This is a genomic window from Streptomyces sp. NBC_00988 (assembly GCF_045162645.1).
Taxonomy (GTDB): Bacteria; Actinomycetota; Actinomycetes; order Streptomycetales; family Streptomycetaceae; genus Streptomyces.
This window is the reverse complement of the sequence record NZ_CP108730.1, coordinates 7,656,161-7,677,853: the sequence shown is the minus strand read 5'-3', so window position 1 is coordinate 7,677,853 and position 21,693 is coordinate 7,656,161. Positions and strand designations below refer to the sequence as shown.

Below are 21,693 nucleotides of genomic sequence, written 5' to 3'. Positions count from 1 at the left end.
CACGGCACGGCTGTGACCAACCTCCGAGACTGGTTTGCGCAGCGCCGGTACGGGCCGCCTTCCATCCGCGTACCCTGTCCCCCAACCCAGCACCCCCTTCATGAAGCGAGCCTCCGGCCATGCCCACAACACCTGAAATGTCGATGGACATGACGACCGTCGGTGAACCCGGTCTCCTCGACACGCTGCAGCACGAGGTGGCGGTGTTCGCGCGCCGTGCCGAACAGACCCGGCTCGGCGGAGTCGGACAGGTGCGCAACTCCATGGACCGCGCCGCGTATCTGCTGCTCAACCGCCTGGACAAGGAAGGCCCGATGGGCGTCAAGGCGCTCGCCGCGAGCATGGGGATCGACTCCTCCACTGTCACCCGGCAGGTGGCTCCGCTCGTCGACACCGGGCTCGTCAAGCGCACCTCGCACCCCGAGGACGGCCGCGCGGTGGTGCTGCAGCTGTCCCCGCGCGGGCAGTCGCGACTGGAGGAAGTGCGGTCATCCAGGCGTCAGTTGATGGAGGAGCTGACACACGACTGGGCGCCGAAGGAGCGCGAGGAGTTCTGCGCGCTCCTCACACGCTTCAACAGCGCCCTCTCCGCGCGGATGGCGGTCCCGGGCACCGAGACGCCGTCGGCTTCCTGAAGGGTGCGGGGTCTTCAGGGCACGGGTTCCTGAAGGGCACGGGTTCTTGAGGACCCGGCTTCATGAAGGGCGCGGGCACACGCGCGTGATGCCCGACTCCCGCCTTTCGTACCGAACTCTTGACCTCGCGTCGGCCCTGGCCTCATATGAGACCGGGTCCTTCAGGGGGTGAGGCTGCGCGGTGCGAGAACGGCAGGCGTCCCAAGGCGCCCGCCGGGCCCGGGAGTTCGAGGCGTTCGTCGCGGGCGCGGCAGGGCGGCTGCTGCATGCCGCCACGCTGCTGACCGCGGAGGCCCCGGACGACAACCCGCGCGCGCGGCGCCTGTTGACGCTGTCCCTGGCCCACACGTACGCGTGCTGGGACCGGCTGCGCGGTGAGGACCCGTACGACCGCGCCCGCCAGTACCTGGCCAGCCGCTTCGCCCGCGCTGCCTGGCACCAGTACGGCGGTCTCGGCCGGTCCCGCCCCCACCCCGACAGCCCGCTGGGCGCGCTCGTGCCCCAGGAGCGGCTGATCCTCGTCCTCAGGCTGTACGAGGGGGTCGCCGAGGAGCAAGCCGCCGCACTGCTCGGGCTGCCCACGGAACGGGTCCGGACGATCTGCGAGCGGGCGACGGCGACGCTGCTGCATCCACCGCGCGGTCCGGCACCGAAGGTGGGCGGGGCCAAGGTGGTGCCGTCATGACGCCCAGGAAGCCGTGGAGCGGGGGTACGCGCGCGTGAACAGGCCCGAGCGTGAGGCGGCCGTACGGCGGATCATGGATCGGACTCCGCCGCAGGTGCCGCCGGAGCTGTACGCGGACGTCGTACGGCGCGGCGGCCGGATGCTGCGCCGCCGCAGGGCCGCCCGGCGGCTGATGTGGGCGCTGATGTGGACGGCGATCGTGGCGTTCACCGTATGGGCGCTGATGGTCCATCCCTGGGTGGAGCCGCCGTCGGAGACGACTCCACCGCTGACGGGTTGGTGAGACCGACTGCCCTTCTAGCCCAGGGCCTGCTGCAGGTCCTCCAGGAGGTCCTGCACGTTCTCGATGCCCACGGAGAGGCGTACGAGGTCGCCGGGGACCTCCAGGGCCGAGCCGACCACGGACGCGTGCGTCATGCGTCCCGGGTGCTCGATCAGGGACTCGACGCCGCCCAGGGACTCGCCGAGCGTGAACACCTTGGCGCGGTTGCAGACCTCGACGGCCGCCTCCTCGCCGCCCTCGACCTGGAAGGAGATCATGCCGCCGAAGGCCCGCATCTGCTTGGCGGCGACCTCGTGACCGGGGTGCTCAGGGAGACCCGGGTAGAGAACGCGCGTCACGCGTGCGTGCCGGGTGAGCATGTCGGCGATCTTGGTGGCGTTCTCGCTGTGCCGGTCCATGCGCACCGACAGCGTCTTGGCGCCGCGCAGCACCAGCCAGGAGTCGAAGGGCCCGGCGACCGCGCCCATCGCGTTCTGGTGGTACGCCAGCTCGTCGCCGAGCGCCTCGTCGGCCGCGATCAGCGCGCCGCCGACCACGTCCGAGTGACCGCCCATGTACTTCGTCAGGGAGTGCACGACGACGTCCGCGCCGAGGGCCAGCGGCTGCTGGAGGTACGGCGTCGCGAAGGTGTTGTCGACGACGAGCTTCGCGCCCGCGTCCCGGGCGATCTGCGCGACGACCGCGATGTCGGTGATGCCGAGCAGCGGGTTCGAGGGGGTCTCCACCCAGACGACCTTCGTCTTCGGGGTGATGGCCGCCCGTACCGCCGCCGGGTCGCTGGTGTCGGCGACCGACCACTCGACGCCCCACCGGGAGACGACCTTCGCGAAGAGACGGAACGTGCCGCCGTACGCGTCGTTCGGGATGACGACGTGGTCGCCGGGGCTGAGCAGCGTACGCAACAGGCAGTCCTCGGCCGCCAGTCCGGACGCGAACGCGAGGCCGCGGCGGCCGCCCTCCAGGGCGGCGAGGTTCTCTTCCAGGGCGGTCCTGGTGGGGTTGGCGCTACGGCTGTACTCGTAGCCGCCGCGCAGACCGCCGACGCCGTCCTGCTTGTAGGTCGAGACCTGGTAGATCGGCGGGACGACCGCGCCGGTCAGGGGATCGGCGGTATTGCCCGCGTGGATCGCGAGGGTCTCGAAGTGCTGACTGATGTGCCTGTCGCTCATGAGCCCCGAGCGTAGTGCGCCCGCGGGGTGGACGACGATCCGGAGGTTCCGCAGGGCCGCAGTGGCTGGGCGACGGAGGTTTTCCACAGGGCCGCGGGCCGGGGCGGGGGTGGTTTTCCACAGGGCGGCGGACCGGGTTGGCCAATTGTCGGACGCGTCTGGTTCGCTTGTGGCATGGAGATTCTCTGGGTCCTGATGGCGCTGGTCATGCTGGGCTTCGTGCTGGTCCCGTTCCTGCGGCGCAGGCGCGGGGCGATCGAGCAGGTCTCGCCGGGCCACCCGGACGCCGCGGACCCGGCGACCTACGGCTTCGTGCGCGAGGAGGAGCTGGACATCCGCATGCCCGGCCCCGACCAGGACCTGGTGGACGTCCTCGACCTGGTGCAGCGCACGCAGGACTACCGTGCGGCGATGCAGTTGCTGGCCGGCACCGACATCACGGGTGAGCTGCGCTGGCAGCGTGTGCAGGCCTTCGCGGGCGCCGCGTCGCTGGAGCTGCGGCAGCGGCCCGGCGGGGTCAGCGAGACGCCGGGCGGGCAGTGGCTGCGGGTGTGGCGGCTGGAGCACCCGAAGGACGCGGGCGGCGCGGCCGTCCACGCGGAGTTCCTGGTGCAGCAGGCGTGGCGTACGTCGACGCGGGGGACCGACGAGTTCCGGATCATCATGGAGGAGGCGCGGGACGCCTGCGGACAGGCGGCGCTCCTCTCCCCCGGTGACCCGGTGCCGTACATCGTCGAGCTGTCGGTGGCCCGCGGACTGACGTATCCGCAGCCGGAGTTCGAGCAGCTGTGGCTGAAGATCCTGGACCGCGCGCCGACGCACATGGGGGCACACCTGGCGGCCCTGCACTACTGGTGCGAGAAGTGGCACGGTTCGCGCCAGCTGGCGAACTCGTTCGCGGAGGCGGCCGCCGCGCGCGCCCCGCAGGGCTCCCTGCTCGCCGCGATGCCGCTCTTCGCGGTCTTCGAGCACCTCCCCGAGGTCAACCTCGTCAACAGCTTCTACCAGAGCGAGGTCGTGGAGAAGGCGATCCACGGCGCGCTCTTCGCCGTCCACGCGGCCCGCCCCGACGACCCGATGCTGGCGCACGTCCGCCATCTCCTGGTCTTCTTCCTCGTCCGCGCGGAGCGCTGGTCCGAGGCGATGAACCAGCTCATACACATCGACGGCCACGTCGGGGCGCTTCCCTGGACCCTGTCCCCGGACCCGGCGGCGGAGTTCGCGGTCTACCGGGCGCTGGCGGTGGCGGGGTACGAGGCGAACGGCGGGAGTCCGGCGAGCCTGCCGCACTGAGCGCCGGGTGCCGAGCACTGGGTGCCGAGCGCTGGGTGCCGAGCGCTGGGTGCCGAGGCGGTCGCACACGAAGCGGGTCGTACTCGAAAGGGCGGCGGAATTCTCGGCAGGGCTCGCCCGTTCAGCAGGTGCGGACCCTCGGTGTGGCCCGATTGGAGATCGCATGTTCCTGCACAGCCGTACGCCCCAACTGCCCACCCCCGAACAGGCATTGCAGGGCCGGCCGCAGCCGGTGTTCACGGTCCCCGATCGCCACACCGTTCTCGGCGGCCCGCTGCTCGGCCCCTACCCGGAGCACTTGCAGGTCGCCGACTTCGGACTGGGATGCTTCTGGGGTGCGGAGCGCACGTTCTGGCGGCTGCCGGTGGGCGTGTGGACAACGCTCGTCGGTTACCAGGGCGGGTACACGGAGAACCCCACGTACGAGGAGGTCTGTTCGGGCCTGACCGGTCACACGGAGGTGGTCCGTGTGGTCCACGACCCGGAGCTGATCTCGTACGAGAAACTGCTGAAGACGTTCTGGGAGTCGCACAACCCGACCCAGGGCTTCCGCCAGGGCAACGACGTGGGCACGCAGTACCGTTCGGCGATCCACACCCACACCCCCGAGCAGGCAGCCGCGGCGGAAGCCTCCCGCACGGCCTACCAGCAGGTCCTCACGCGGTCGCGCTACGGCACGATCAGCACGGAGATACTCCCGGCGGAGGGCCGGGTGTTCTACCCGGCCGAGGGGTACCACCAGCAGTACCTCGACAAGAATCCGGCCGGCTACTGCGGGCTCGCCGGGACCGGAGTGTCCTGCCCGACCGGGATCGGGCAGGCTCCGGACCGCACGGAGAAGTAGCCGGCGGCGATCGAACGCGAGAACGGGCGGCGCTCAGCAGTGGGAGTGGCCCCGGGGCCTCACAGTGAGAAGCCGTAGGCTCCCGCGCCGTACGTCACGGCGGCGGTTGTGCCGTCGGTGAGGACTCCGGTGATCCGGAAGTACGTCGTATCGCCGTGGACTCGCGGCACGTAGGTCTTGTAGAGGGGGCCCTTGGAGCTCGCGATCGTGCTGACCCGTTCGTAGGTGTGGTTGGACGGGTTCCACTTGTCCAGGTGGTACTCGGTGATGGTGGCGCAGAGGGTCTCTTCGTCGCAGGTCCACTGGACGTATCCGAGGGTGCCCACGGTGTCGGGGTTGGCGATGGTGAGCGGGCCGGTGTTCTCGCCGCGGGCGTCGTCGGGCCTGTTGTCGGGTTCGGTGACGGTGACGGTGGAGGCGTCGGCCCAGGCGATGTGGTTGTCCCAGCGGTCGAGCGCCGCGACCATGAAGGTCACCGTCTCGCCGTCCGGGGGTCCCGCGCACAGCAGCTCGTTAGGTATGTCCCTCTCCGGGAACGTCGACCCGGCATCGCTGCACCCGGTGCTGTCGTAGTGGATGCTGCCGTCGGGCCGCCGGACGACGCGGGCGGCGACGTAGCTCAGGCCGCTCTCGGCGGGGGCGTCCCAGCTCAGCACGATGCCGTCCGCGCGCGGGGTCGCGGTCAGGCCGGTGAGCGCGGGCGGGGGAACGCTGTCGGGGCTCACCGTGACCGGCTCCGACATCGGGGAGACGTTGCCGGCGGCGTCGGTGACCACGGCGGCGTAGGTGTAGGTGGTGCCGTCGAACGCCGGCAGTGCGTCCGTGAAGGTGTCGATCGACGGTGAGGCCGCCGTCACCGTGGCGAGGAGTTCGGGGTCGTCGCCGAGGGTGTCGCCGGTGGAGCGGTAGAGCTTGAGGGTGCCGCCGTTGCGCAGCTCGTTCGGGGTGCGTTCGTTGGGCAGGTACCAGCTGATGTCGAGGGAGCTGGCCGTCCCCGGCTTGTGGGACACGGCGAGGACGGGGGCGGCCGGAATGACGGTGTCGGGCGGGGTGACCGTCAGGACGGGGGTCCGCTCGGACGCGTTCCCCACACGGTCGGTGGCCACAACGACGTACTGGCGGGGCCTGCCGTCGGTTGCCACGTCGGGGTCGGTCCAGGTGGTCTTGTTGGTCGGCCCCATGGAGATCCAGCCGCCGTCCGCGACCTGCCGGTACACCTGATACGGATAGGCGGCGAGATCCATCTCCTTGTTGGGCGCCCAGGTGACGGTGGCGGAGCCGGCGGCCTCGTCGTACGCCACCTTCGTCCCGGTGGGCGCGAGCGGGGCGACGTTGTCCGGGCCCGGTGCGCCGGGCGTGTAGGTGAACTTGACGGCGGCGGAGCCGGTCCAGTTGACGTAGTCGACGCGGAGGACGTGAGTTCCGCGGGGGACGGTCAGGGTGACGGTCTTGGAGACGGTGGTGGCGCCGTTCTTCCACAGGTCGATCTTGCGTACGCCGTCGAGGTAGACGCGGATGCCGTCCTGGCCGGAGGCGGTGAACGTGAAGGGGCCGCCGGAGCCGAAGTCGCGGGTGATCTGCCAGCGGACGCCGAAGTCGTCCTTGGCGACGCCGGACACGCCGGGCGAGTTGGTGCCCCAGTTCTCGCTGATCGCGGTGTCGGTGTCGGTGCGCTTGGGGGTGCCGGTGAGGGTGGTGTTGGCGAAGTACTGGCGCAGGAAGGTCGGGTTGCCGGTGACCGAGACGTCGGCCGTGCCCTCGGAGGTGTTGCCCGACCTGTCGACCGCGCGGACCTCGTAGAGGTGGGTGGTCGTGCCGGCGGTGGTGTCGGTGAAGGTCGTGCCGGTGACCGTGGCGAGGGGGCTGCCGAAGGAGGTCTGGTCGGGGGTGCGGCGGTAGACGCGGTAACCGGCCACGTCCATCTCCTTGTTGGCCGACCAGCGCAGGAGGTTGCGTTTGGCGCCGGCGTCGCGCGCTATCGCCAGCCCGGCCGGCGTGAGCGGGGCGACCCGGTCCACGGTGGCTCCGGTGCGCGGGGTGTAGCCGAACTTGACGGCGGCGGCACCGGTCCAGTTGACGTAGTCGACGCGCAGGGTGTGCGTGCCCTTGGGGATGGTCAGGTTGACGGTCCTGGAGACGGTGCTGGTGCCGTTCTTCCACAGGTCGATCTCGCGCGTGCCGTCGAGGTACACGCGGATGCCGTCCTGCCCGGACGCGGCGAACGCGAAGGGGCCCCCGGAGCCGAAGTCACGGGTCACGGTCCAGCGCACACCGAAGTTGTCCTTGCCGACGCCGGAGACACCGGGCGAGTTGGTGCCCCAGTTCTCGCTGATCGCCGTGTCACAGTCCGTGCGCTTCGCCGCACCCGAGAAACCGGTGTTCGCGAAGACCTGCCGGGTGTACGTGTTCGTCGTGCAGGCCGCCGCCGACGCCGGCGAGGTGGCCACCGCGGCGAGACCGCCCGTCATCACGGTCACCACCGCGGTCGCGGCGGCCAGACGGGATCTTCCGACACTGCTCACTGAGTCCCCTTTTGGACACGTGGCTGCCCCGCAGGCAGTCCTACCGGGATAGGGGATTCATGAGAGCAGCCTGTGGTTGTACGGCAAAACGGTTTCCTTTCGCTTTCGACGGCGGGGCATCGGCCGGCTGCGTCCATTTGTGCCGCTTCGGCTCAACTGCGGCGAGCAGACCGCCTGTTCACGAGATCCACGCCCTCGTCGGCTGCGGCGACCAGGACTCCTCGGCCCGACTGTCGCCGCAGGAACACCCATATCCTGTTGGAGACGGACTTCTCGCCCACCTACGGGGATGACGGTTTGCTTCACTCACCAGCCGGCTGCGACCGATGGGTCATACGGCAGCACAGGCTCACCCGCACCGGAGTGTCCTGCCCGACCGTCGTGGCGCCGTCCGATGGCTGACGGCTCCGCGCCCACCGCGCAGCAGGCGTTCACCGCACTGATGCGCGGACGGATCGCTCCCGGGCTGCGCGCGCTCGGCTTCAAGGGTTCGGGGCAGACGTACGAACTCCCCCATCTCGAAACCTGGGCACTCATCGGCTTCCAGAAGGCCGCGCACAACACGGCGGGGCAGGTCGAGTTCACCCTCAACGTCACCGTGGCCGACAAACTCGGCTGGGCCCAGGCCCGCAGACGCGAGCCCCACCTCCCCACCCGCCCCAGCCCGAACACCGTCTACGGCCCCGCCGCCTGGCACAGCCGCATAGGCCGCCTCCTCCCCGCGAACCGCGACACCTGGTGGACCATCTCGGCCACGACCGACCCGGAGCCGGTCGCCCGCGGGGTCATCAGCGCGGTGACGGAGTACGCGCTGCCGGCGATTCGAGAACGGCGGCGTTCGTGAAGTACGGGACTGGACAGCCGAGTCGCTGAGCTGACACGCCGAGCGGCGCTGCGGCCGGTCGCCCTCCGCCGTAGCGAACGGCAGTCACAGACGAACGGCCGTCGAAAACCGGTGGCTTCGTGAAGCGCCCGGCCCCCACCCTGTACGCCATGGAAGACCTGTACGCCATGGAAGAACCGCGGCGCGGAATCCGTGCGGTCCACTCGGAGTCCACGATCACCGTCTACCAGGCGTATCCCCCGGAGATCGGCCTGCCCGCCGCCCGCGAGGGCCGCTTCCCGGCTGCGTGGAAACGGGACCGGATGACGTGGATCAAGCCGTCGTTCCTGTGGATGATGTACCGCTGCGGCTGGGGTGAGAAGGCAGGCCAGGAGACCGTCCTGGCTGTCGAGATCACGCGTGCCGGCTTCGAGTGGGCGCTGCGACACGCGTGCCTGTCGAGTTACGTCAGTGGGGTGCACCCCGACCGAGCCGCTTGGCAGCGTCAGTTGAAACGTGCGCCCGCTCGCGTGCAGTGGGACCCCGAGCGGGATCTGCGCCTGCAGCCGCTGCCCTACCGTGCCCTGCAGCTCGGTCTGTCCGGTGAGGCCGTGCGCCGCTACGCGGACGAGTGGACGGTCGCCATCCGCGACGTGACACCGCTCGCCCACGAGATCCGGGCCCTCGTCAGCGGTGGTGACCCGGACTCCGCCGCCCGGCTGCTGCCGCAGGAACGCCCGTACCCGCTTCGAGACGAACCGGACGGACCCCTTGCCCACCTGCGGGAATGACGGATGAGCACCGGCGACGACGTGTCGACGCTGCTCGCGGCACTGTGGCGGGAACGGCGGCCGTCGGGTCCGCCTGTCGCCCACACGTTCCGCAGCACGTACGCGAACCGGTGGGTGCGCTTCCACAGTCTCCCCGGCTCGAAGCGGTATCCGGAATGCGAGGACGAGTACGCGATCGCGCTGCACCGGTACAACACCGTCCTCGACGAGTTGTTCGCGGACACCGAGGTGTTCCTGGTGACCATGGACTGGTGCTGGTCGGACACACCCACCGGGCCCGCCCACCATCCGGAACCACGCCGGACACTGCACCCCGGCGGCGTCCACTGGTGGACCGAGTCGGACGAGGACGACGCCGACCCGGAGTTCCCGGAGTTCCACACCCACACCCGCCTCTACGCCGACCGGCGCCCGTGGCAGCACGGTTGTGTCGACGGGCTGCTGCGCGCCGTCGCGGACGACACGCTCGCCGAAGTGTTCGTCACCGACACCGGCCTTCAACGCATCCACCACCCCTACGACGGTGGGGCGGACGTCATCCTCACCACCCCCGCGGAACGGGACCGCCTTCGCGCGAAGCACACCGGCTGGCTGTCCAGCCAGCCGTCCGGCCTCTGACAGAACAACCGTGACAGCACCGGTGCCGCTACGCTCCCCTGTCGTGCAGCAGACGCGTCTCGACACCGATCGGATCCGGGCCGCTCGGCGGGTGATCGACCCGGTGTTTCTCGGTACTCCGCTGTATCGCTGTGAGGCGTTGGAGCCCGGTCTCGGGTGTGCGGTGAGCATCAAGCTCGAAACGGCGAACCCGGTGCGCAGTTTCAAGGGCCGCGGCACCGAGGTGGTCGCGAGTCTGCTCGCCGAGCGTGGTCCGCGGGCCGTGGTGTGCGCCAGTGCGGGCAACCTCGGCCAGGCCCTCGCCTGGTCCGGTCGTGGCCGGGGCCTCGACGTGACCGTCGTAGCGTCCCGTTTCGCGACGGCGGCCAAGCTGGATCGCATCCGTGCGTTGGGCGCCGGGCTGGAACTGGTGGACGGCGACCACGAGTTGGCGCGCGAGCGGGCGGCGGAGATCGCGCGGTACGACGGCATCCGGCTGGTCGAGGACAGCCTGGACATCGAGACCTGCGAGGGCGCGGCGACCATCGGCCTGGAACTGGTGGAAGCCCTGGAACGGGCGAAACCGGCAGAACAGGCGAGACCAGGAGAGCAGGCGAAACAAGCCGCCCTGGCCGAACTGGCCGAACTGGCCCAAACGGCGGAACAGGCTGAAATGGCGGAACTGGCCGACCCCGCGCCGCCGTTCGACGCCGTCCTGATCGCTCTCGGCGGTGGGGCGATGGCCACCGGCGTGGGGCATGTGCTGAAGGCCCTGGCGCCCGGTGTCGAGGTGATCTGCGTCCAGCCGCTGGGCGCGCCGGCGATGACACGCTCGTGGCACGAGCGCCGCGTCGTCACCACCGACTCGACCGACACCATCGCCGACGGCGTCGCGGGCCGGCGCCCCATCCCGGCCGTCCTGGACGATCTCCTCCTGGTCGCCGACGACGCCGTCCTCGTCCAGGAGGCGTCGATCATCGCCGGTATGCGCATGCTCCTCGACCACGCCGGCCTCGTCGTCGAACCGTCGGCCGCGCTCGGCATCGCGGCGATCCTGGAAGACCGTGACCGTTTCGCCGGCCGGCATGTGGTCACCATCGTGTGCGGCGGCAACGTCGACGGTGACGCCTATCGCCGTTGGGTCGGCGCGGCTCCCGTCCCGCACAAAGCCTGACCACCATGAGCACCATGAGCACCACCTGCCCGACCGAGTACTCAGTGGGCGTCGTGAGAGGGTGCGGCGTGGTTCATCACTTGCGCTTCTTCTTCGAGGCCGGCGTGGACGTGCCGTTGTGGCCGGACGACATGGACAGCCCCTACGGCTACCCCTGTGAGCCGGCGCGCCTGCCGATCACCCCGGCCCTCCGAGCCGAGCTGACGAGGCTGTCCGAGCGGTACCAGTCGTCGATCGACTGGGATTATCCGCCGAACCCGTCCCCGTGGTCCGACGAGGAACTGCGGCTGTTCAAACGGCAGGCGCAGGCCGCGCTGGAGGCGCTGCGCCGTGAGTTGGGCACCGGCTGGGTGGTCCGGGACGAGAGCCTGTTGTAGCCGCCGTTCTTCCCGCTCGCCGTGTCAAGCATTTCGACCTCGTTCAGAAAGAACGGCGGCCGCGCCCTCCCCGCCCTACGATCCCGCACATGCTGATGCGTCGCACACTACGGATGATCATCGTGCTCGCTGTGGCTCTCGCCGGAGCGATCGGGGGTGGGGTGGGGACGGCACAGGCCGAGGGGACCCGGGGCTCGGGCGGCTCGTACGACCGGCAGCTGCTGTTCTACAACCACTCCTTCGGAGTCTTCGACCGGGAGACCGCCGACGCCATCGAACACTCCGCCTACCTGCGGGAGTTCGCCAACTTCCAGGTCCGCACCACGACCGGCACCGGCGGCCAGACCTGGACCGGCCGCTATCTGATGGGCCGCGAGACCTACCTGGAACTGCTCGGGATCGGGGACGTCCCCGGCCAGGACGGCACCCTCGGCTCCGCCGGACTCGGCCTCTCGGTCGAACACGCGGGAGACCTGGCGACGGTCAAGGAACGGCTGAAGGACGAGGGGGTCGCCGAACCCGTCGACTTCCTCCAGACCAAGGACTTCGGTGACGGTGTGCCCGTGCCGTGGTTCGACGCCGTCCTCACCGACACCCAGTACGACGCCTTCGACGCCTGGGGAATGGAGTACCGGCCGGAGTACTTCGCCGACCCGCGCAGCAACACCGAGCCGCCGAGTTTCCCCGGTGACGTCGGCCGGGAGCGCTACCTCTCCGACGACTACCGCACCCACCTCATGCGGGACGTGACCGCCGTCCGTATCGCGGTCACCCCGGGCGACCTCGCCGACACCGTGCCGCTGCTGCGGGCCGGCGGGTTCACCGTCCGGACCCTGACGGACGGCGGGGTCGTCGCGGAGGGCGGCGGCACCACGATCCGGCTCGACGTCGTCCCTCGCGAACAGGCGGGGTACCAGCAGGTCGACATGTCACTCAACCGGCCCGTGAAGGACCGGCACGTGGAGCGGATCGGCAACTCGACCCTCACCGTCGGCCCCGGCAGCCGTGCGGTGTGGACGTTCGCCAAGAACGGCACCACCACCCGCTAGACAGAGGCGTGCGCCCCCTCCCGCGCAGGAAGGGGGCTCACGCCTCTGGATGTCGTACCGCCAGGGTCTGGACCCGCCCCGTCGTCAGCCCTCCGTGCGAGCCGGCAGTCGCCACCCCGGCCGCGGGAAGTGGCAGGTGTAGCCGTCCGGGTACCGCTGGAGGTAGTCCTGGTGCTCGGGCTCGGCCTCCCAGAAGGGGCCGACCGGCTCCACCTCGGTGACGACCTTGCCCGGCCACAGACCCGACGCGTCCACGTCCGCGATCGTGTCCTCGGCGACGCGCTTCTGCTCGTCGTCGACGTAGTAGATCGCCGAGCGGTAGCTGAGGCCGATGTCGTTGCCCTGGCGGTTCTTGGTGCTCGGGTCGTGGATCTGGAAGAAGAACTCCAGGAGCGCGCGGTAGTCGGTCTGCTCCGCGTCGTAGAGGATCTCGATGGCCTCCGCGTGCGTGCCGTGGTTACGGTACGTCGCGTTCGGCACATCACCCCCGGTGTAGCCGACCCGGGTCGCCGTCACGCCCGGCAGCCGGCGGACCAGCTCCTCCATCCCCCAGAAGCATCCGCCCGCCAGCACGGCCCTCTGCGTCTGCGCAGCCATCGCGACCCTCCAATTTCCGTCAGCCAGATCACTCGGGCAGTTCGGTCACTCGGCTCGTACCTCACCGGCATCCTTTACCCAGTGTGCTCAACACACGAGGGGTCCGCGCGATTCCGCGACCGACCTGCCCGTACGCCCTGCGCCCTACGCCGGCGCCCGGAAACCGCCGATCCTCTCCTCCAGCAGTTCGGCCAGCCGCAGCGGGGTCCGGTCCTCGAACATCGGCCCGACGATCTGCACGCCCACCGGCAGCCCTTCGGGCGACCGTCCCGCCGGTACGGCCGTGGCGGGCAGCCCGGGCATGGTGGCCAGGCCGGCCCAGACCAGCTGGTCGAAGTACGGGTGCGGTACGCCGTCGATGTCGAGCCGGCGTGCCAGCGGATCGGGGTTGTGGTCGTGCGGGAACGCGGGCGTGGGCGTCACGGGACACACCACGGCGTCGAACGCGCCGAAGAACCGCCGCCAGCCGTGCCGGTGCAGCTCCCGGCGGTTGTTCACCTCCATCCAGTCCCGGTGACTGAGCACCATGCCACGCAGCCGCGCCGCGTCGAGACTGTGATCGTCCGGGCTCAGTCCGGCGGCGCGGGTGCGCAGGTCCTCGTACTCCTCGACGGGGAACCGTGCGACGGAGCCCGAGAACAGCAAGTGCGTGTAGAGCAGCGCCGCTTCTGTCAGGTCGGGCAGCAGTGGCGTGTACCGTTCGACGCGGGCACCGGCGTCGGCGAGCGCGTCGGCCACCCGGTGCACGCCCGCCCGCACCGCGGACCCCGTCGGGATGAACGGATGCTCGTCGAGGACCAGGACCCGGAAGTCACCGAGCCGCTCGTGGCGCGCGGGCGGCAGCGTCACGCCGTACGCCACACCGAACGTCAGCGGATCCGGTCCGGCCATGACGTCGAGCAGGAGGGCGAGGTCGCGGGCGGTGCGTGCCATCGGGCCGGCGACGGCGAGGTCGAGTTCGACCGGCAGTACGGGCGTGTCCGGCGGGACCATGCCGCGGGTCGCCGCCAGCCCGAGCGTCGGCTTGTGCGCGTAGACACCGCAGAAATGCGCGGGGGTGCGCAACGAACCGGCGAGGTCGGACCCGATGGACAGCGCACCGAACCCGGACGCCAGGGCCGCCGCCGATCCGCCGGAGGACCCGCCCGACGTACGGCCGTGGTCCCAGGGGTTGTTGGTGGTGCCGTGGATCTCGTTGAAGCTCTGTATGTCCTGCAGCCCGAACGGCACGTTGGTCTTGCCGAGGACCACCGCGCCCGCGGCCCTGAGCCGCGACACCTGCACCGCGTCCTCGGCGGGTACGTACGTCCGGTGCGCGGGCATGCCCCACGTCGTGGGCAGCCCGGCGATGTCGTACGACTCCTTGACCGTCACCGGGATGCCGAGCAGCGGCCGGTCCTCGCCGCGGGCGCGGGCCTCGTCGGCGGCGCGTGCGGCGGCCCGGGCACGGTCGAAGTCCGGCACGCAGATCGCGTTGATCTCCTTGTCGTGCCGCTCGATACGGGTGATCGCCTCGTCGGTCAGTTCCGCCGAGGACACGTCACCGGCGCGCAGCGCGGCGGAGAGTTCTTCGGCCGTCGGGAAATTCCACAGGTTCCGCTCCATGAATCCGACCGTAACGACCATGGCGAGAAGCCACGAAATACCGCTTCACGCAACGGAGTTGACGTGTCGACCTCCCCCACCGGCATGACCCCGGGCGGCAAAAGCGTGTGACAGGCCCCAGAGGGTCGGGATTTGATGCGTCCGTGAACGAGCCGAGCAAGCCCAGTGACCCGAGTGAGCCGAGTCCGCTCGGACCCAGCACCTTCCTCATCGGCGGCGGGTGGGCCACCCCCGTCGTCTACGAACCCTTCCTCCGCGCCGCAGGCAAGTCCGCCGGGTCCGCGCCCCGCGTCGCCTGCGTGATCGTCGACGAGGGCGAGGGGGACGGGGAGCGTCAATTCGCCCGCTACGAGGGCGCGTTGAGGAGTGCCGGCGACTGCACACCCGTACCGGTCCTCGTGCCGATCGGCGGGCGTTTCGACGTCGACGCGGTCTCGGACGTCGACGGGCTGCTCGTGTGCGGTGGGCTGACCCCCGCCTATCAGGACGCCTTCGCGGACTGCCTCGACCGGTTGCCGCGGCTGCTCGCCGAGCGGGGGGTCCCGTACGCCGGGTTCTCCGCCGGTGCCGCCCTCGCCGCGCGGTCGGCCGTCGTCGGGGGGTGGCTGCTCGACGGCGTCGCGGTGTGCCCGGAGGACACCGCGGAGGACCTGGACGAGATCGCCGTACGGGACGGGCTCGGGCTGGTGTCCTTCGCCGTGGACGCGCACGCGGCGCAGTGGGGGACGCTGCCTCGGCTCATCGCCGCCGTCACCCGGCACCGGCTCCCCCACGGCGTCGCCCTCGACGAGAGCACGCTGGTCGAGGTGTCGGCGGACGGCCGTGCCCATGTCTCCGGACTGGGACGTGCGCACTCGGTGCGGCCGTCGGGGGACGACGGCGTGTTCGTACGGTCCTACGGCGCGGGCGAGTCCTTCGCCGCCGCCTGAATCAGCCTCTGCTTCCGTACGGCCGCGTCAGGATCTCCAGGACGTGTCCGTTCGGGTCGTCGAAGTACGCGCCCCGGCCGCCGTCGTTCGTGTTGATCTCGCCCTCTCGGCGATGTGCCGGGTCCGCCCAGTAGGTGAGGCCCGCTGCCTGGATGCGGCCGAAGATCGCGTCGAAGTCGTCCTCCGAGACCAGGAACGCGTAGTGCTGCGGAGTGATCTCGGCGAAACCCGAACCGGGGTGGTCCATGTAGTCGAGGGTCACCCCGTTCGGAATCGCCACCGGGATGAACGGGCCGTACTGCGGGCTCACTTGGAGGCCCAGGAGGTCGGCGAGGAATCGGGCCGACGTGTGTTTGTCGTGCGCGGTGACGATGGTGTGGTTCAGCTGCACGGTCATCGTGTGGGCCTCCTCGTGACCAAGCTACTCCGACGGCAAGCTAAGGTAAGCCTTACCTGGCCGGATTTGATCGGAGTGACAGTGATAGTGCGTGCGTTCAAGAGGAAGGCTGTCACGGCGATGGTCGCCGTGTCCGCCGTCGGCGGGTTGCTGGCCGGGTGTTCGTCGTCCTCCGCCGACAACGATGCCGAGAAGACCGGCGACGGCTCGCAGAACAAGGTGATCGGCGCCTCGGCGGGCCCCTCCGCCGCGCCCAGCACCCTCGCGACCGGCATGGGCTCGGACACCGACACCGACGGCACCTTCCCCCGCACCGTCACGCACTTCGAGGGCAGGACGACCATCAAGTCGAAGCCCACGAAGATCGCCGTGCTCAGCACCGGCCAGCTCGACGACCTGCTCTCCCTCGGCACCGTCCCGGCGGCCACCACCCGCGCCGACAACGCCGGCCTCGTCCCCGACTACCTGGCGGACGCCTTCCCGGCCGACAAGTCGAAGCTCGCCGCGATGACGGACGCGGGCACGCGCCAGGCGCCCAACCTGGAGACGCTCGCCGCCGCCAAGCCCGACCTGATCCTCGCCAACGACTCGCTCGGCGACCTCTACCCGAAGCTGTCGAAGATCGCGCCGACCGTCGTCACCGCCGGCAACGGCATCAACTGGAAGCGCGACCTCCTCCTCGTCGGCGACGCGATCGGCAAGGGCCGGCAGGCGCAGAAGCTGCTCGACGGGATCGTCGAGGACGCGGGCGAGAAGGGCGAGGCACTGTCGAGGACCTCCGTGTCGATGCTGCGGTTCACACCCGGCAGGACCCGGATGTTCGGTGTCTCCTCCTTCACCGGTTCCATCGCCGTGGACATGGGGCTGGACCGGCCCAAGTCCCAGCAGTTCAAGGCGATTTCGGAGGACATCGGCGCCGAGAGCATCGACAAGGCCGACGGCGACTGGATCTTCTACTCCGTGCAGGGCGACGCGGCCAAGACGGATGCCGCGAGCGTGCTCGCCGGGCCGCTCTGGAAGTCGATGAGCGCGGTCAAGGCCGGGCACGCCGTGAAGGTCGACGACGACCCCTGGTACCTCAACGCCGGCCCGACCGCCGCCCGCCTCGTCGTCCTCCAACTCGCCGAGGACATCAGCAAGTAGAGAGACAGAGCGACGAGCAACGGAACAGCGCAGTGAGCGTCAGACGTCTCGCCTGGCCGGCGGCCACCCTCGCGGTGGCCGCCGCCGTGCTGCTCAGCCTCGCCGTCGGCACCCGCCCGATCCCCCCGTCCGAGGTGCTCAACGCCCTTTTCCACGGCGGGAGTTCACCGGACGCGTTGGTCGTACGGTCGCTGCGGCTGCCCCGCACCGAGATCGGGCTGACAGCCGGTGCGGCGCTCGGCGTCGCGGGCGCCGCACTGCAGGCCGTCACCCGCAACCCGCTCGCCGATCCCGGCATCCTCGGCCTGAGCCAGGGCGCGGCGGCCGGTGTCGTCCTCGCCATCGCGACGGGCCTCGCGAGCGGTTTCAGCGGCTACGTCTGGTATGCCTTCGCCGGTGCCGTCCTCGCCGCCTGTCTCGTCTACGGCATCGCCGCGCGCGGCCGGGGCGGGGCCTCCCCGGTCAAACTCGCCCTCGCCGGTACGGCGTTGTCGGCGATGACCGCCGGTGGTACGACCGTGGTCCTGACGTCCAGTTCGGCGACGCTGGACCAGTTCCGTTTCTGGCAGGTCGGCTCGCTGAGCGGACGGGACGCCGACACTGTCGTGGAGATGCTGCCGTTCCTGGTGGCCGGGGCGCTGCTGGTGCTCGCCTGTGCGCGCGGGCTCGACGCGCTGGCCCTCGGGGACGAGACGGCGCGGGCGCTGGGGCATCGGGTGGGGGTCGTGCGGGTGTGTGCGGCGCTCGGGGCGACCCTGCTGGTGGCGTCCGCGGTGGCCGCCGCCGGTCCCATCGCGTTCGTGGGGCTCGCCGTCCCGCACCTGGCCCGGCGTCTCACCTCCGGCGGTCACCGCGCCCTGCTCCCGCTGTCCGCGCTGCTCGGCGCCGCGCTGCTGGTCGCGGCGGACGTGGCGGGGCGGGTCGTGCGCTCTCCTGCCGAGGTGCCGGCCGGGGTGATGACGGCGTTGGTGGGGGTGCCGGTGCTGGTGGTGCTGGTACGGCGAAAGGGGACGGCCGTATGAGCGCCACTGGTGTCAGCGTCCTGCGCCCGCACCCCTCCATCTCCCTTGTCCTGCACCGCCGTTCGGCCCTCGTGGCCGCAACTCTCGTACTCGTCCTGGCCGTTGCCATGACCGCCGCCGCCTGCTGCGGGCAGACCTACATCTCGCCCGGCGAGGTGTGGCACACGCTCCGGACCGGATCCGGGCAGTACGACCTCGTCGTCAACGAGTTGAGGGTTCCCCGGATCGTGCTCGGGGCGCTGGTCGGGGTCGCCCTCGGGCTCGCGGGCGCGCTCGTGCAGACCGTGACCCGGAATCCGCTCGCCAGTCCGGACGTGATCGGGGTCGGGCACGGTGCCGCCGCCGCGACGGTGCTCGCGCTGTCCGCCGGGGTCGTCAACTCGCCCAGTGCCATGCCCGCCGTCTCCGTCCTCGGCGGGCTCGCGGCCGCCGCGCTCGTCTACGTACTGGCCTGGCGGCACGGGATGCAGCCAACTCGGTTCGTGCTGACGGGGGTTGGGATCGGGGTCGCGTTGTCGGCCGTGGTGCAGCTGTATCTCTCGGACAGCGAACTGGAGGCGGCCGAGACGGTCAAGCTGTGGCTGACCGGCTCCCTCAACGGGCGGGGCTGGGAGCAGGCAGCGCCCCTGGCCGTCGTACTACTGCTGTGCCTGCCCGCGTTGGTGTGGGCGAGCCGTGCCGTGCGGCCGCTCGGGCTGGACGCGGACACCGCTGCCTCGCTCGGGGTGCGGGTGGACCGGACGCGGCTCGCGGTGACCGTGCTCGGGGTGGTGCTGGCCGCGACGGCGACCGGGGCGGCCGGGCCGATCGGGTTCGTGGCGCTGACCGCGCCGCAGCTGGCCCGGCGGCTCACCCGTACGCCTCAACTGCCGTTGGTGTGCTCGGCGTTGACGGGTGCGGTGATCCTGGTGGCCGCCGATCTCGCCGCGCGGACGATCCTGCCGCCGCTGGAGGTGCCGGTCGGCGCGCTCACCTCGCTGGTCGGTGGGCCGTATCTGCTGTGGCTGCTGGGTCGGAGCAAGGCGGAACGCTGAGGGCCCCGGAGCGGTGCGGCTCCGGGGCCCTCGGTCATGTGGGCGATGTCAGATCGTGGCGACGTCGATCACGAACCGGTACCGGACGTCACTAGCCAGCACCCGCTCGTACGCCTCGTTGATCTGGTCGGCGGAGATCAGCTCGATCTCGGCGCCGAAGCCGTGCTCGGCGCAGAAGTCCAGCATCTCCTGGGTCTCCGGGATGCCGCCGATGCCGGAACCGGCGAGGGTCTTGCGGCCGCCGATCACCGAGAACAGGTTGAGGGAGACGGGCTCCTCGGGGGCGCCGACGTTGACCAGCGCGCCGTCCGTCTTCAGCAGCGAGAGGTACGCGCCGAGGTCGAGCGGGGCCGACACCGTGGAGATGATCAGGTCGAGAGTGCCGCGCAGTTCCTCGAAGGTCTTCGGGTCGCTGGTGGCGTAGTAGTGGTCGGCGCCGAGCTTCAGGCCGTCGTCCTGCTTGCGCAGGGACTGCGAGAGGACGGTGACCTCCGCGCCGAGCGCGTGCGCGATCTTGACGCCCATGTGGCCGAGGCCGCCCATGCCGATGATGGCGACCTTCTTGCCGGGGCCGGCGTTCCAGTGCTTCAGGGGCGAGTACGTGGTGATGCCGGCGCAGAGCAGCGGTGCGGCCTCGTCGAGGGAGATGCCCTCGGGGATGCCGAGGACGAAGTTCTCGTCGACGACGACCTTCTCGGAGTAGCCGCCGTAGGTGGGCTCGCCGTCCTTGCCGACGGAGTTGTACGTGCCGACGTTGCCGCCGGTGCAGTACTGCTCCAGGCCCGCTTTGCAGTTGTCGCACTCGCGGCAGGAGTCGACCAGACAGCCGACGCCCACGCGGTCGCCGACCTGGAACTTGGTGACCCCGGGTCCCACCTCGGAGACGATACCGGCGATCTCGTGGCCCGGGACCATCGGGAAGGTGGCCTTGCCCCAGCCCTCGCGGGCCTGGTGGATGTCCGAGTGGCAGATACCGGCGAACTTGATGTCGATCAGGACGTCGAACTCACGTACGGCCCGGCGCTCGATGGTGGTGCGCTCCAGGGGAGCCTTGGCGGCGGGGGCTGCGTATGCGGCGACTGTGGTCATGCCGAAACTCTCCTAGCGGGGGGATGTGCGCCCGGCTGCCTTCCGACCGGGCACGCTGCCAAGCCTGCCCGAAAGTCCCGAGGCTACCCAGCCCACGCCTCTGCGTACGTCCGCTGTGCCTACCACCAGCGGGATCAGGCTCCTGGACGTAGGACCGGGAATACTGGGCCGTATGGACGAACAGCCCGAATCCGCCCCCGAGCCCCTGGACCCCGGCCGGCACCTGGACCGACGTGCCGAGCTGAGCGAGTTCCTGCGCACCCGGCGGGCCCGGCTGAAGCCGGAGGACGTGGGGCTGCCGGACTTCGGGCGGCACCGCAGGGTCCCCGGGCTGCGCCGCGAGGAGCTGGCGCAGCTGGCCGGGGTCTCGGTGGCGTACTACACCCGCCTGGAGCAGGGCAACGGGCGGAACGTCTCGGCCGAGGTCCTCGAAGCGATCGCCCGCGCCCTGCGCCTGTCGGATGCCGAGTCCTCGCACCTCACCCACCTCGCGAAGCCGAAGCAGCACAAGAAGAAGCCGTCGGCCCCCACCCAGCACGTGCGGCCTCCGCTACGGCAGCTGCTCGACGCGATCGAGACGGTCCCGGCGTACGTCTGCGGCCGACGCACGGACATCCTGGTGTGGAACCGGATGGCAGCGGCCGTCTTCGGCGACTGGTCCGAGTTGCCGCCGCAGGAGCGGAACTGGGCGCGGCTGGTGTTCCTGCGGCCCGAGTACCGGGAGCTGTTCGTGGAGTGGGAGCAGAAGGCCACGGACGTCGTGAGCATGCTCCGCATGGACGCGGGCTGCCACCCGGACGACCCGCGCCTGTCCGCCCTGGTCGGCGAACTCTCCGTGAAGAGCGAGGAGTTCAGGCGCCTGTGGGCCACCCACGACGTCAAGGAGAAGACCTACGGCGTCAAGCGCCTCCACCACCCCCTGGTCGGCGACCTCACCCTCCACTTCGAGGGCTTCCGCCTCAGCGACAGCTCCGAGCAGTCCCTGATCACCTACCACGCGGAGCCGGGCTCCCCGTCGGCCGACGCCCTGCGCCTGCTGGCGAGCTGGGGCACGGACGCGACCCGGGCGGGGGCCTCGACCCAACGCCCCGACCTCACTCCGTGACGCCGAGGTCCGCGCGCATCAGCTGCCGCATCGCGGCCAACCGCGGTTCGGCCTCCTTCAGTTGGACCAGCGCCTCCTCGGCGCTCTCACCGTCCCGGGCAAGGCCACGGTCCAGTCGTTTTACTACGGCGTCGACACCGGCGAGGACCTGGTTCACCGAGCGGGACGCGTCCAGGATCCGCTCGGGCACGACCATCTGCGCCTCGGCGTAACGGTCCCGGTAGTCGCGGCGGGCCTCCTCCAACTGGTCGCGCTCCAGCTCGGTGTAGACGCCGTCGCGGATGCGGTGCAGGGCGTCCTTGAGCAGCGTGTGGAACTGCCGTGAGGCCCTGTTCATGGCCGTATAGGCGTCCCGCCGCTCCTCGAACCGCCGTGCCCCCTCGGCGAGTTGAGCCTCGTCCGCGCGCTGCCGGGCGGTGAGGCGCTGGCTGAGGACGGGGGCGAAGAGGGTGCCGAGCACGCCGACGACGGCGGTGATCATGGCGGTGACGGCGGCGGTCATGGGGTGACCCTACGACACCCCCTGCACG

The 21,693-nt window shown here is 70.6% G+C and carries 23 protein-coding genes; 16 read left to right on the top strand and 7 right to left on the bottom strand.

Annotated elements, in window-relative coordinates; translation table 11 throughout:
• The first annotated feature begins 137 nt into the window (after positions 1 to 137).
• The 3 genes from OG496_RS35470 (at position 138) to OG496_RS35460 (ending at position 1,603) form a co-directional block, all read left to right on the top strand.
• On the top strand, positions 138 to 635 hold the full coding sequence (locus tag OG496_RS35470; protein ID WP_366490373.1) for a MarR family transcriptional regulator: 498 nt from the start codon (positions 138 to 140) through the stop codon (positions 633 to 635).
• Positions 636 to 816: 181 nt separating this feature from the next.
• Complete coding sequence (locus OG496_RS35465) at positions 817 to 1,320, top strand: sigma factor-like helix-turn-helix DNA-binding protein (RefSeq protein WP_366489463.1); 504 nt, start codon at positions 817 to 819, stop codon at positions 1,318 to 1,320.
• Positions 1,321 to 1,354: 34 nt separating this feature from the next.
• Positions 1,355 to 1,603, top strand: a complete 249-nt coding sequence (locus OG496_RS35460; RefSeq protein ID WP_405973802.1) for a hypothetical protein — start codon at positions 1,355 to 1,357, stop codon at positions 1,601 to 1,603.
• A 14-nt stretch (positions 1,604 to 1,617) separates the two neighbouring features.
• Here the strand turns inward: OG496_RS35460 and OG496_RS35455 are convergent, their stop codons facing one another.
• Positions 1,618 to 2,772, bottom strand: coding sequence for a cystathionine gamma-synthase (locus OG496_RS35455; protein ID WP_366489460.1), 1,155 nt, complete (start codon positions 2,770 to 2,772; stop codon positions 1,618 to 1,620).
• A gap of 174 nt (positions 2,773 to 2,946) precedes the next feature.
• Here OG496_RS35455 and OG496_RS35450 point away from each other — a divergent pair, with 174 nt between their 5' ends.
• A complete protein-coding gene (locus OG496_RS35450; protein ID WP_405973801.1) occupies positions 2,947 to 4,065 on the top strand; it encodes a hypothetical protein in 1,119 nt (372 codons plus the stop codon).
• 163 nt (positions 4,066 to 4,228) lie between these two features.
• Entirely contained in the window at positions 4,229 to 4,909 is a 681-nt protein-coding gene (msrA, locus tag OG496_RS35445; protein WP_405973800.1) for a peptide-methionine (S)-S-oxide reductase MsrA, read from the top strand.
• A 59-nt stretch (positions 4,910 to 4,968) separates the two neighbouring features.
• Here msrA (OG496_RS35445) and OG496_RS35440 read toward each other — a convergent pair whose 3' ends face one another.
• Complete coding sequence (locus OG496_RS35440; protein WP_405973799.1) at positions 4,969 to 7,431, bottom strand: PA14 domain-containing protein; 2,463 nt, start codon at positions 7,429 to 7,431, stop codon at positions 4,969 to 4,971.
• 394 nt (positions 7,432 to 7,825) lie between these two features.
• Here OG496_RS35440 and OG496_RS35435 point away from each other — a divergent pair, with 394 nt between their 5' ends.
• From OG496_RS35435 to OG496_RS35410, 6 genes are all read left to right on the top strand, one after another.
• Positions 7,826 to 8,275, top strand: coding sequence for a DUF4304 domain-containing protein (locus tag OG496_RS35435; RefSeq protein ID WP_405973798.1), 450 nt, complete (start codon positions 7,826 to 7,828; stop codon positions 8,273 to 8,275).
• A 167-nt stretch (positions 8,276 to 8,442) separates the two neighbouring features.
• Positions 8,443 to 9,045, top strand: a complete 603-nt coding sequence (locus tag OG496_RS35430; protein ID WP_405976777.1) for a DUF4291 domain-containing protein — start codon at positions 8,443 to 8,445, stop codon at positions 9,043 to 9,045.
• A 3-nt stretch (positions 9,046 to 9,048) separates the two neighbouring features.
• A complete protein-coding gene (locus OG496_RS35425; RefSeq protein ID WP_405973797.1) occupies positions 9,049 to 9,663 on the top strand; it encodes a hypothetical protein in 615 nt (204 codons plus the stop codon).
• Positions 9,664 to 9,706: 43 nt separating this feature from the next.
• The gene (locus OG496_RS35420) at positions 9,707 to 10,816 is read left to right on the top strand and encodes a threonine/serine dehydratase (protein WP_405973796.1); all 1,110 of its coding nucleotides are present in this window, start codon (positions 9,707 to 9,709) and stop codon (positions 10,814 to 10,816) included.
• Between the two features lie 5 nt (positions 10,817 to 10,821).
• A complete protein-coding gene (locus tag OG496_RS35415) occupies positions 10,822 to 11,193 on the top strand; it encodes a hypothetical protein (RefSeq protein WP_405973795.1) in 372 nt (123 codons plus the stop codon).
• Between the two features lie 113 nt (positions 11,194 to 11,306).
• On the top strand, positions 11,307 to 12,242 hold the full coding sequence (locus tag OG496_RS35410) for a DUF5829 family protein (RefSeq protein ID WP_405976776.1): 936 nt from the start codon (positions 11,307 to 11,309) through the stop codon (positions 12,240 to 12,242).
• Between the two features lie 84 nt (positions 12,243 to 12,326).
• On the opposite strand, the gene msrA (OG496_RS35405) is transcribed toward OG496_RS35410, so the two are convergent.
• Positions 12,327 to 12,839: a peptide-methionine (S)-S-oxide reductase MsrA gene (msrA, locus tag OG496_RS35405; RefSeq protein ID WP_405973794.1), complete on the bottom strand. Its 513-nt coding sequence runs from the start codon at positions 12,837 to 12,839 to the stop codon at positions 12,327 to 12,329.
• 144 nt (positions 12,840 to 12,983) lie between these two features.
• Positions 12,984 to 14,444: an amidase gene (locus OG496_RS35400; protein WP_405973793.1), complete on the bottom strand. Its 1,461-nt coding sequence runs from the start codon at positions 14,442 to 14,444 to the stop codon at positions 12,984 to 12,986.
• 143 nt (positions 14,445 to 14,587) lie between these two features.
• On the opposite strand from OG496_RS35400, the gene OG496_RS35395 reads away from it, so the two are divergent.
• Positions 14,588 to 15,373, top strand: a complete 786-nt coding sequence (locus OG496_RS35395) for a hypothetical protein (RefSeq protein ID WP_405973792.1) — start codon at positions 14,588 to 14,590, stop codon at positions 15,371 to 15,373.
• A 1-nt stretch (position 15,374) separates the two neighbouring features.
• Here the strand turns inward: OG496_RS35395 and OG496_RS35390 are convergent, their stop codons facing one another.
• On the bottom strand, positions 15,375 to 15,770 hold the full coding sequence (locus tag OG496_RS35390; RefSeq protein WP_405973791.1) for a VOC family protein: 396 nt from the start codon (positions 15,768 to 15,770) through the stop codon (positions 15,375 to 15,377).
• A 120-nt stretch (positions 15,771 to 15,890) separates the two neighbouring features.
• Between OG496_RS35390 and OG496_RS35385 the strand changes: the two genes are divergently transcribed.
• Genes OG496_RS35385 through OG496_RS35375 form a run of 3 tightly spaced genes read left to right on the top strand, consistent with a single transcriptional unit; the run spans position 15,891 to position 18,969 of the window.
• Entirely contained in the window at positions 15,891 to 16,913 is a 1,023-nt protein-coding gene (locus OG496_RS35385) for an iron-siderophore ABC transporter substrate-binding protein (RefSeq protein WP_405973790.1), read from the top strand.
• A 32-nt stretch (positions 16,914 to 16,945) separates the two neighbouring features.
• A complete protein-coding gene (locus OG496_RS35380; protein ID WP_405973789.1) occupies positions 16,946 to 17,935 on the top strand; it encodes a FecCD family ABC transporter permease in 990 nt (329 codons plus the stop codon).
• Positions 17,932 to 18,969, top strand: a complete 1,038-nt coding sequence (locus OG496_RS35375; RefSeq protein WP_405973788.1) for a FecCD family ABC transporter permease — start codon at positions 17,932 to 17,934, stop codon at positions 18,967 to 18,969. The genes OG496_RS35380 and OG496_RS35375 overlap by 4 nt, the downstream gene beginning before the upstream one ends.
• Before the next feature lie 48 nt (positions 18,970 to 19,017).
• Here the strand turns inward: OG496_RS35375 and OG496_RS35370 are convergent, their stop codons facing one another.
• Positions 19,018 to 20,058, bottom strand: a complete 1,041-nt coding sequence (locus OG496_RS35370) for an NAD(P)-dependent alcohol dehydrogenase (protein WP_366489441.1) — start codon at positions 20,056 to 20,058, stop codon at positions 19,018 to 19,020.
• 172 nt (positions 20,059 to 20,230) lie between these two features.
• Here OG496_RS35370 and OG496_RS35365 point away from each other — a divergent pair, with 172 nt between their 5' ends.
• Complete coding sequence (locus OG496_RS35365; RefSeq protein WP_366489440.1) at positions 20,231 to 21,163, top strand: helix-turn-helix transcriptional regulator; 933 nt, start codon at positions 20,231 to 20,233, stop codon at positions 21,161 to 21,163.
• Here OG496_RS35365 and OG496_RS35360 read toward each other — a convergent pair.
• Complete coding sequence (locus tag OG496_RS35360; protein ID WP_405973787.1) at positions 21,153 to 21,665, bottom strand: hypothetical protein; 513 nt, start codon at positions 21,663 to 21,665, stop codon at positions 21,153 to 21,155. The genes OG496_RS35365 and OG496_RS35360 overlap by 11 nt on opposite strands.
• Positions 21,666 to 21,693: the final 28 nt, after the last annotated feature.

What these genes read in the sequence shown, in the direction of transcription:
- OG496_RS35470 (WP_366490373.1), top strand. Translation starts at nt 138, where the DNA reads ATGTCGATGGACATGACGACCGTCGGTGAACCCGGTCTCCTCGACACG.
- OG496_RS35455 (WP_366489460.1), bottom strand. Translation starts at nt 2,772, where the DNA reads ATGAGCGACAGGCACATCAGTCAGCACTTCGAGACCCTCGCGATCCAC.
- OG496_RS35450 (WP_405973801.1), top strand. Translation starts at nt 2,947, where the DNA reads ATGGAGATTCTCTGGGTCCTGATGGCGCTGGTCATGCTGGGCTTCGTG.
- msrA (WP_405973800.1), top strand. Translation starts at nt 4,229, where the DNA reads ATGTTCCTGCACAGCCGTACGCCCCAACTGCCCACCCCCGAACAGGCA.
- OG496_RS35435 (WP_405973798.1), top strand. Translation starts at nt 7,826, where the DNA reads ATGGCTGACGGCTCCGCGCCCACCGCGCAGCAGGCGTTCACCGCACTG.
- OG496_RS35430 (WP_405976777.1), top strand. Translation starts at nt 8,443, where the DNA reads ATGGAAGAACCGCGGCGCGGAATCCGTGCGGTCCACTCGGAGTCCACG.
- OG496_RS35425 (WP_405973797.1), top strand. Translation starts at nt 9,049, where the DNA reads ATGAGCACCGGCGACGACGTGTCGACGCTGCTCGCGGCACTGTGGCGG.
- OG496_RS35415 (WP_405973795.1), top strand. Translation starts at nt 10,822, where the DNA reads ATGAGCACCATGAGCACCACCTGCCCGACCGAGTACTCAGTGGGCGTC.
- OG496_RS35410 (WP_405976776.1), top strand. Translation starts at nt 11,307, where the DNA reads ATGATCATCGTGCTCGCTGTGGCTCTCGCCGGAGCGATCGGGGGTGGG.
- msrA (WP_405973794.1), bottom strand. Translation starts at nt 12,839, where the DNA reads ATGGCTGCGCAGACGCAGAGGGCCGTGCTGGCGGGCGGATGCTTCTGG.
- OG496_RS35400 (WP_405973793.1), bottom strand. Translation starts at nt 14,444, where the DNA reads ATGGAGCGGAACCTGTGGAATTTCCCGACGGCCGAAGAACTCTCCGCC.
- OG496_RS35390 (WP_405973791.1), bottom strand. Translation starts at nt 15,770, where the DNA reads ATGACCGTGCAGCTGAACCACACCATCGTCACCGCGCACGACAAACAC.
- OG496_RS35385 (WP_405973790.1), top strand. Translation starts at nt 15,891, where the DNA reads ATGGTCGCCGTGTCCGCCGTCGGCGGGTTGCTGGCCGGGTGTTCGTCG.
- OG496_RS35375 (WP_405973788.1), top strand. Translation starts at nt 17,932, where the DNA reads ATGAGCGCCACTGGTGTCAGCGTCCTGCGCCCGCACCCCTCCATCTCC.
- OG496_RS35370 (WP_366489441.1), bottom strand. Translation starts at nt 20,058, where the DNA reads ATGACCACAGTCGCCGCATACGCAGCCCCCGCCGCCAAGGCTCCCCTG.
- OG496_RS35365 (WP_366489440.1), top strand. Translation starts at nt 20,231, where the DNA reads ATGGACGAACAGCCCGAATCCGCCCCCGAGCCCCTGGACCCCGGCCGG.
- OG496_RS35360 (WP_405973787.1), bottom strand. Translation starts at nt 21,665, where the DNA reads ATGACCGCCGCCGTCACCGCCATGATCACCGCCGTCGTCGGCGTGCTC.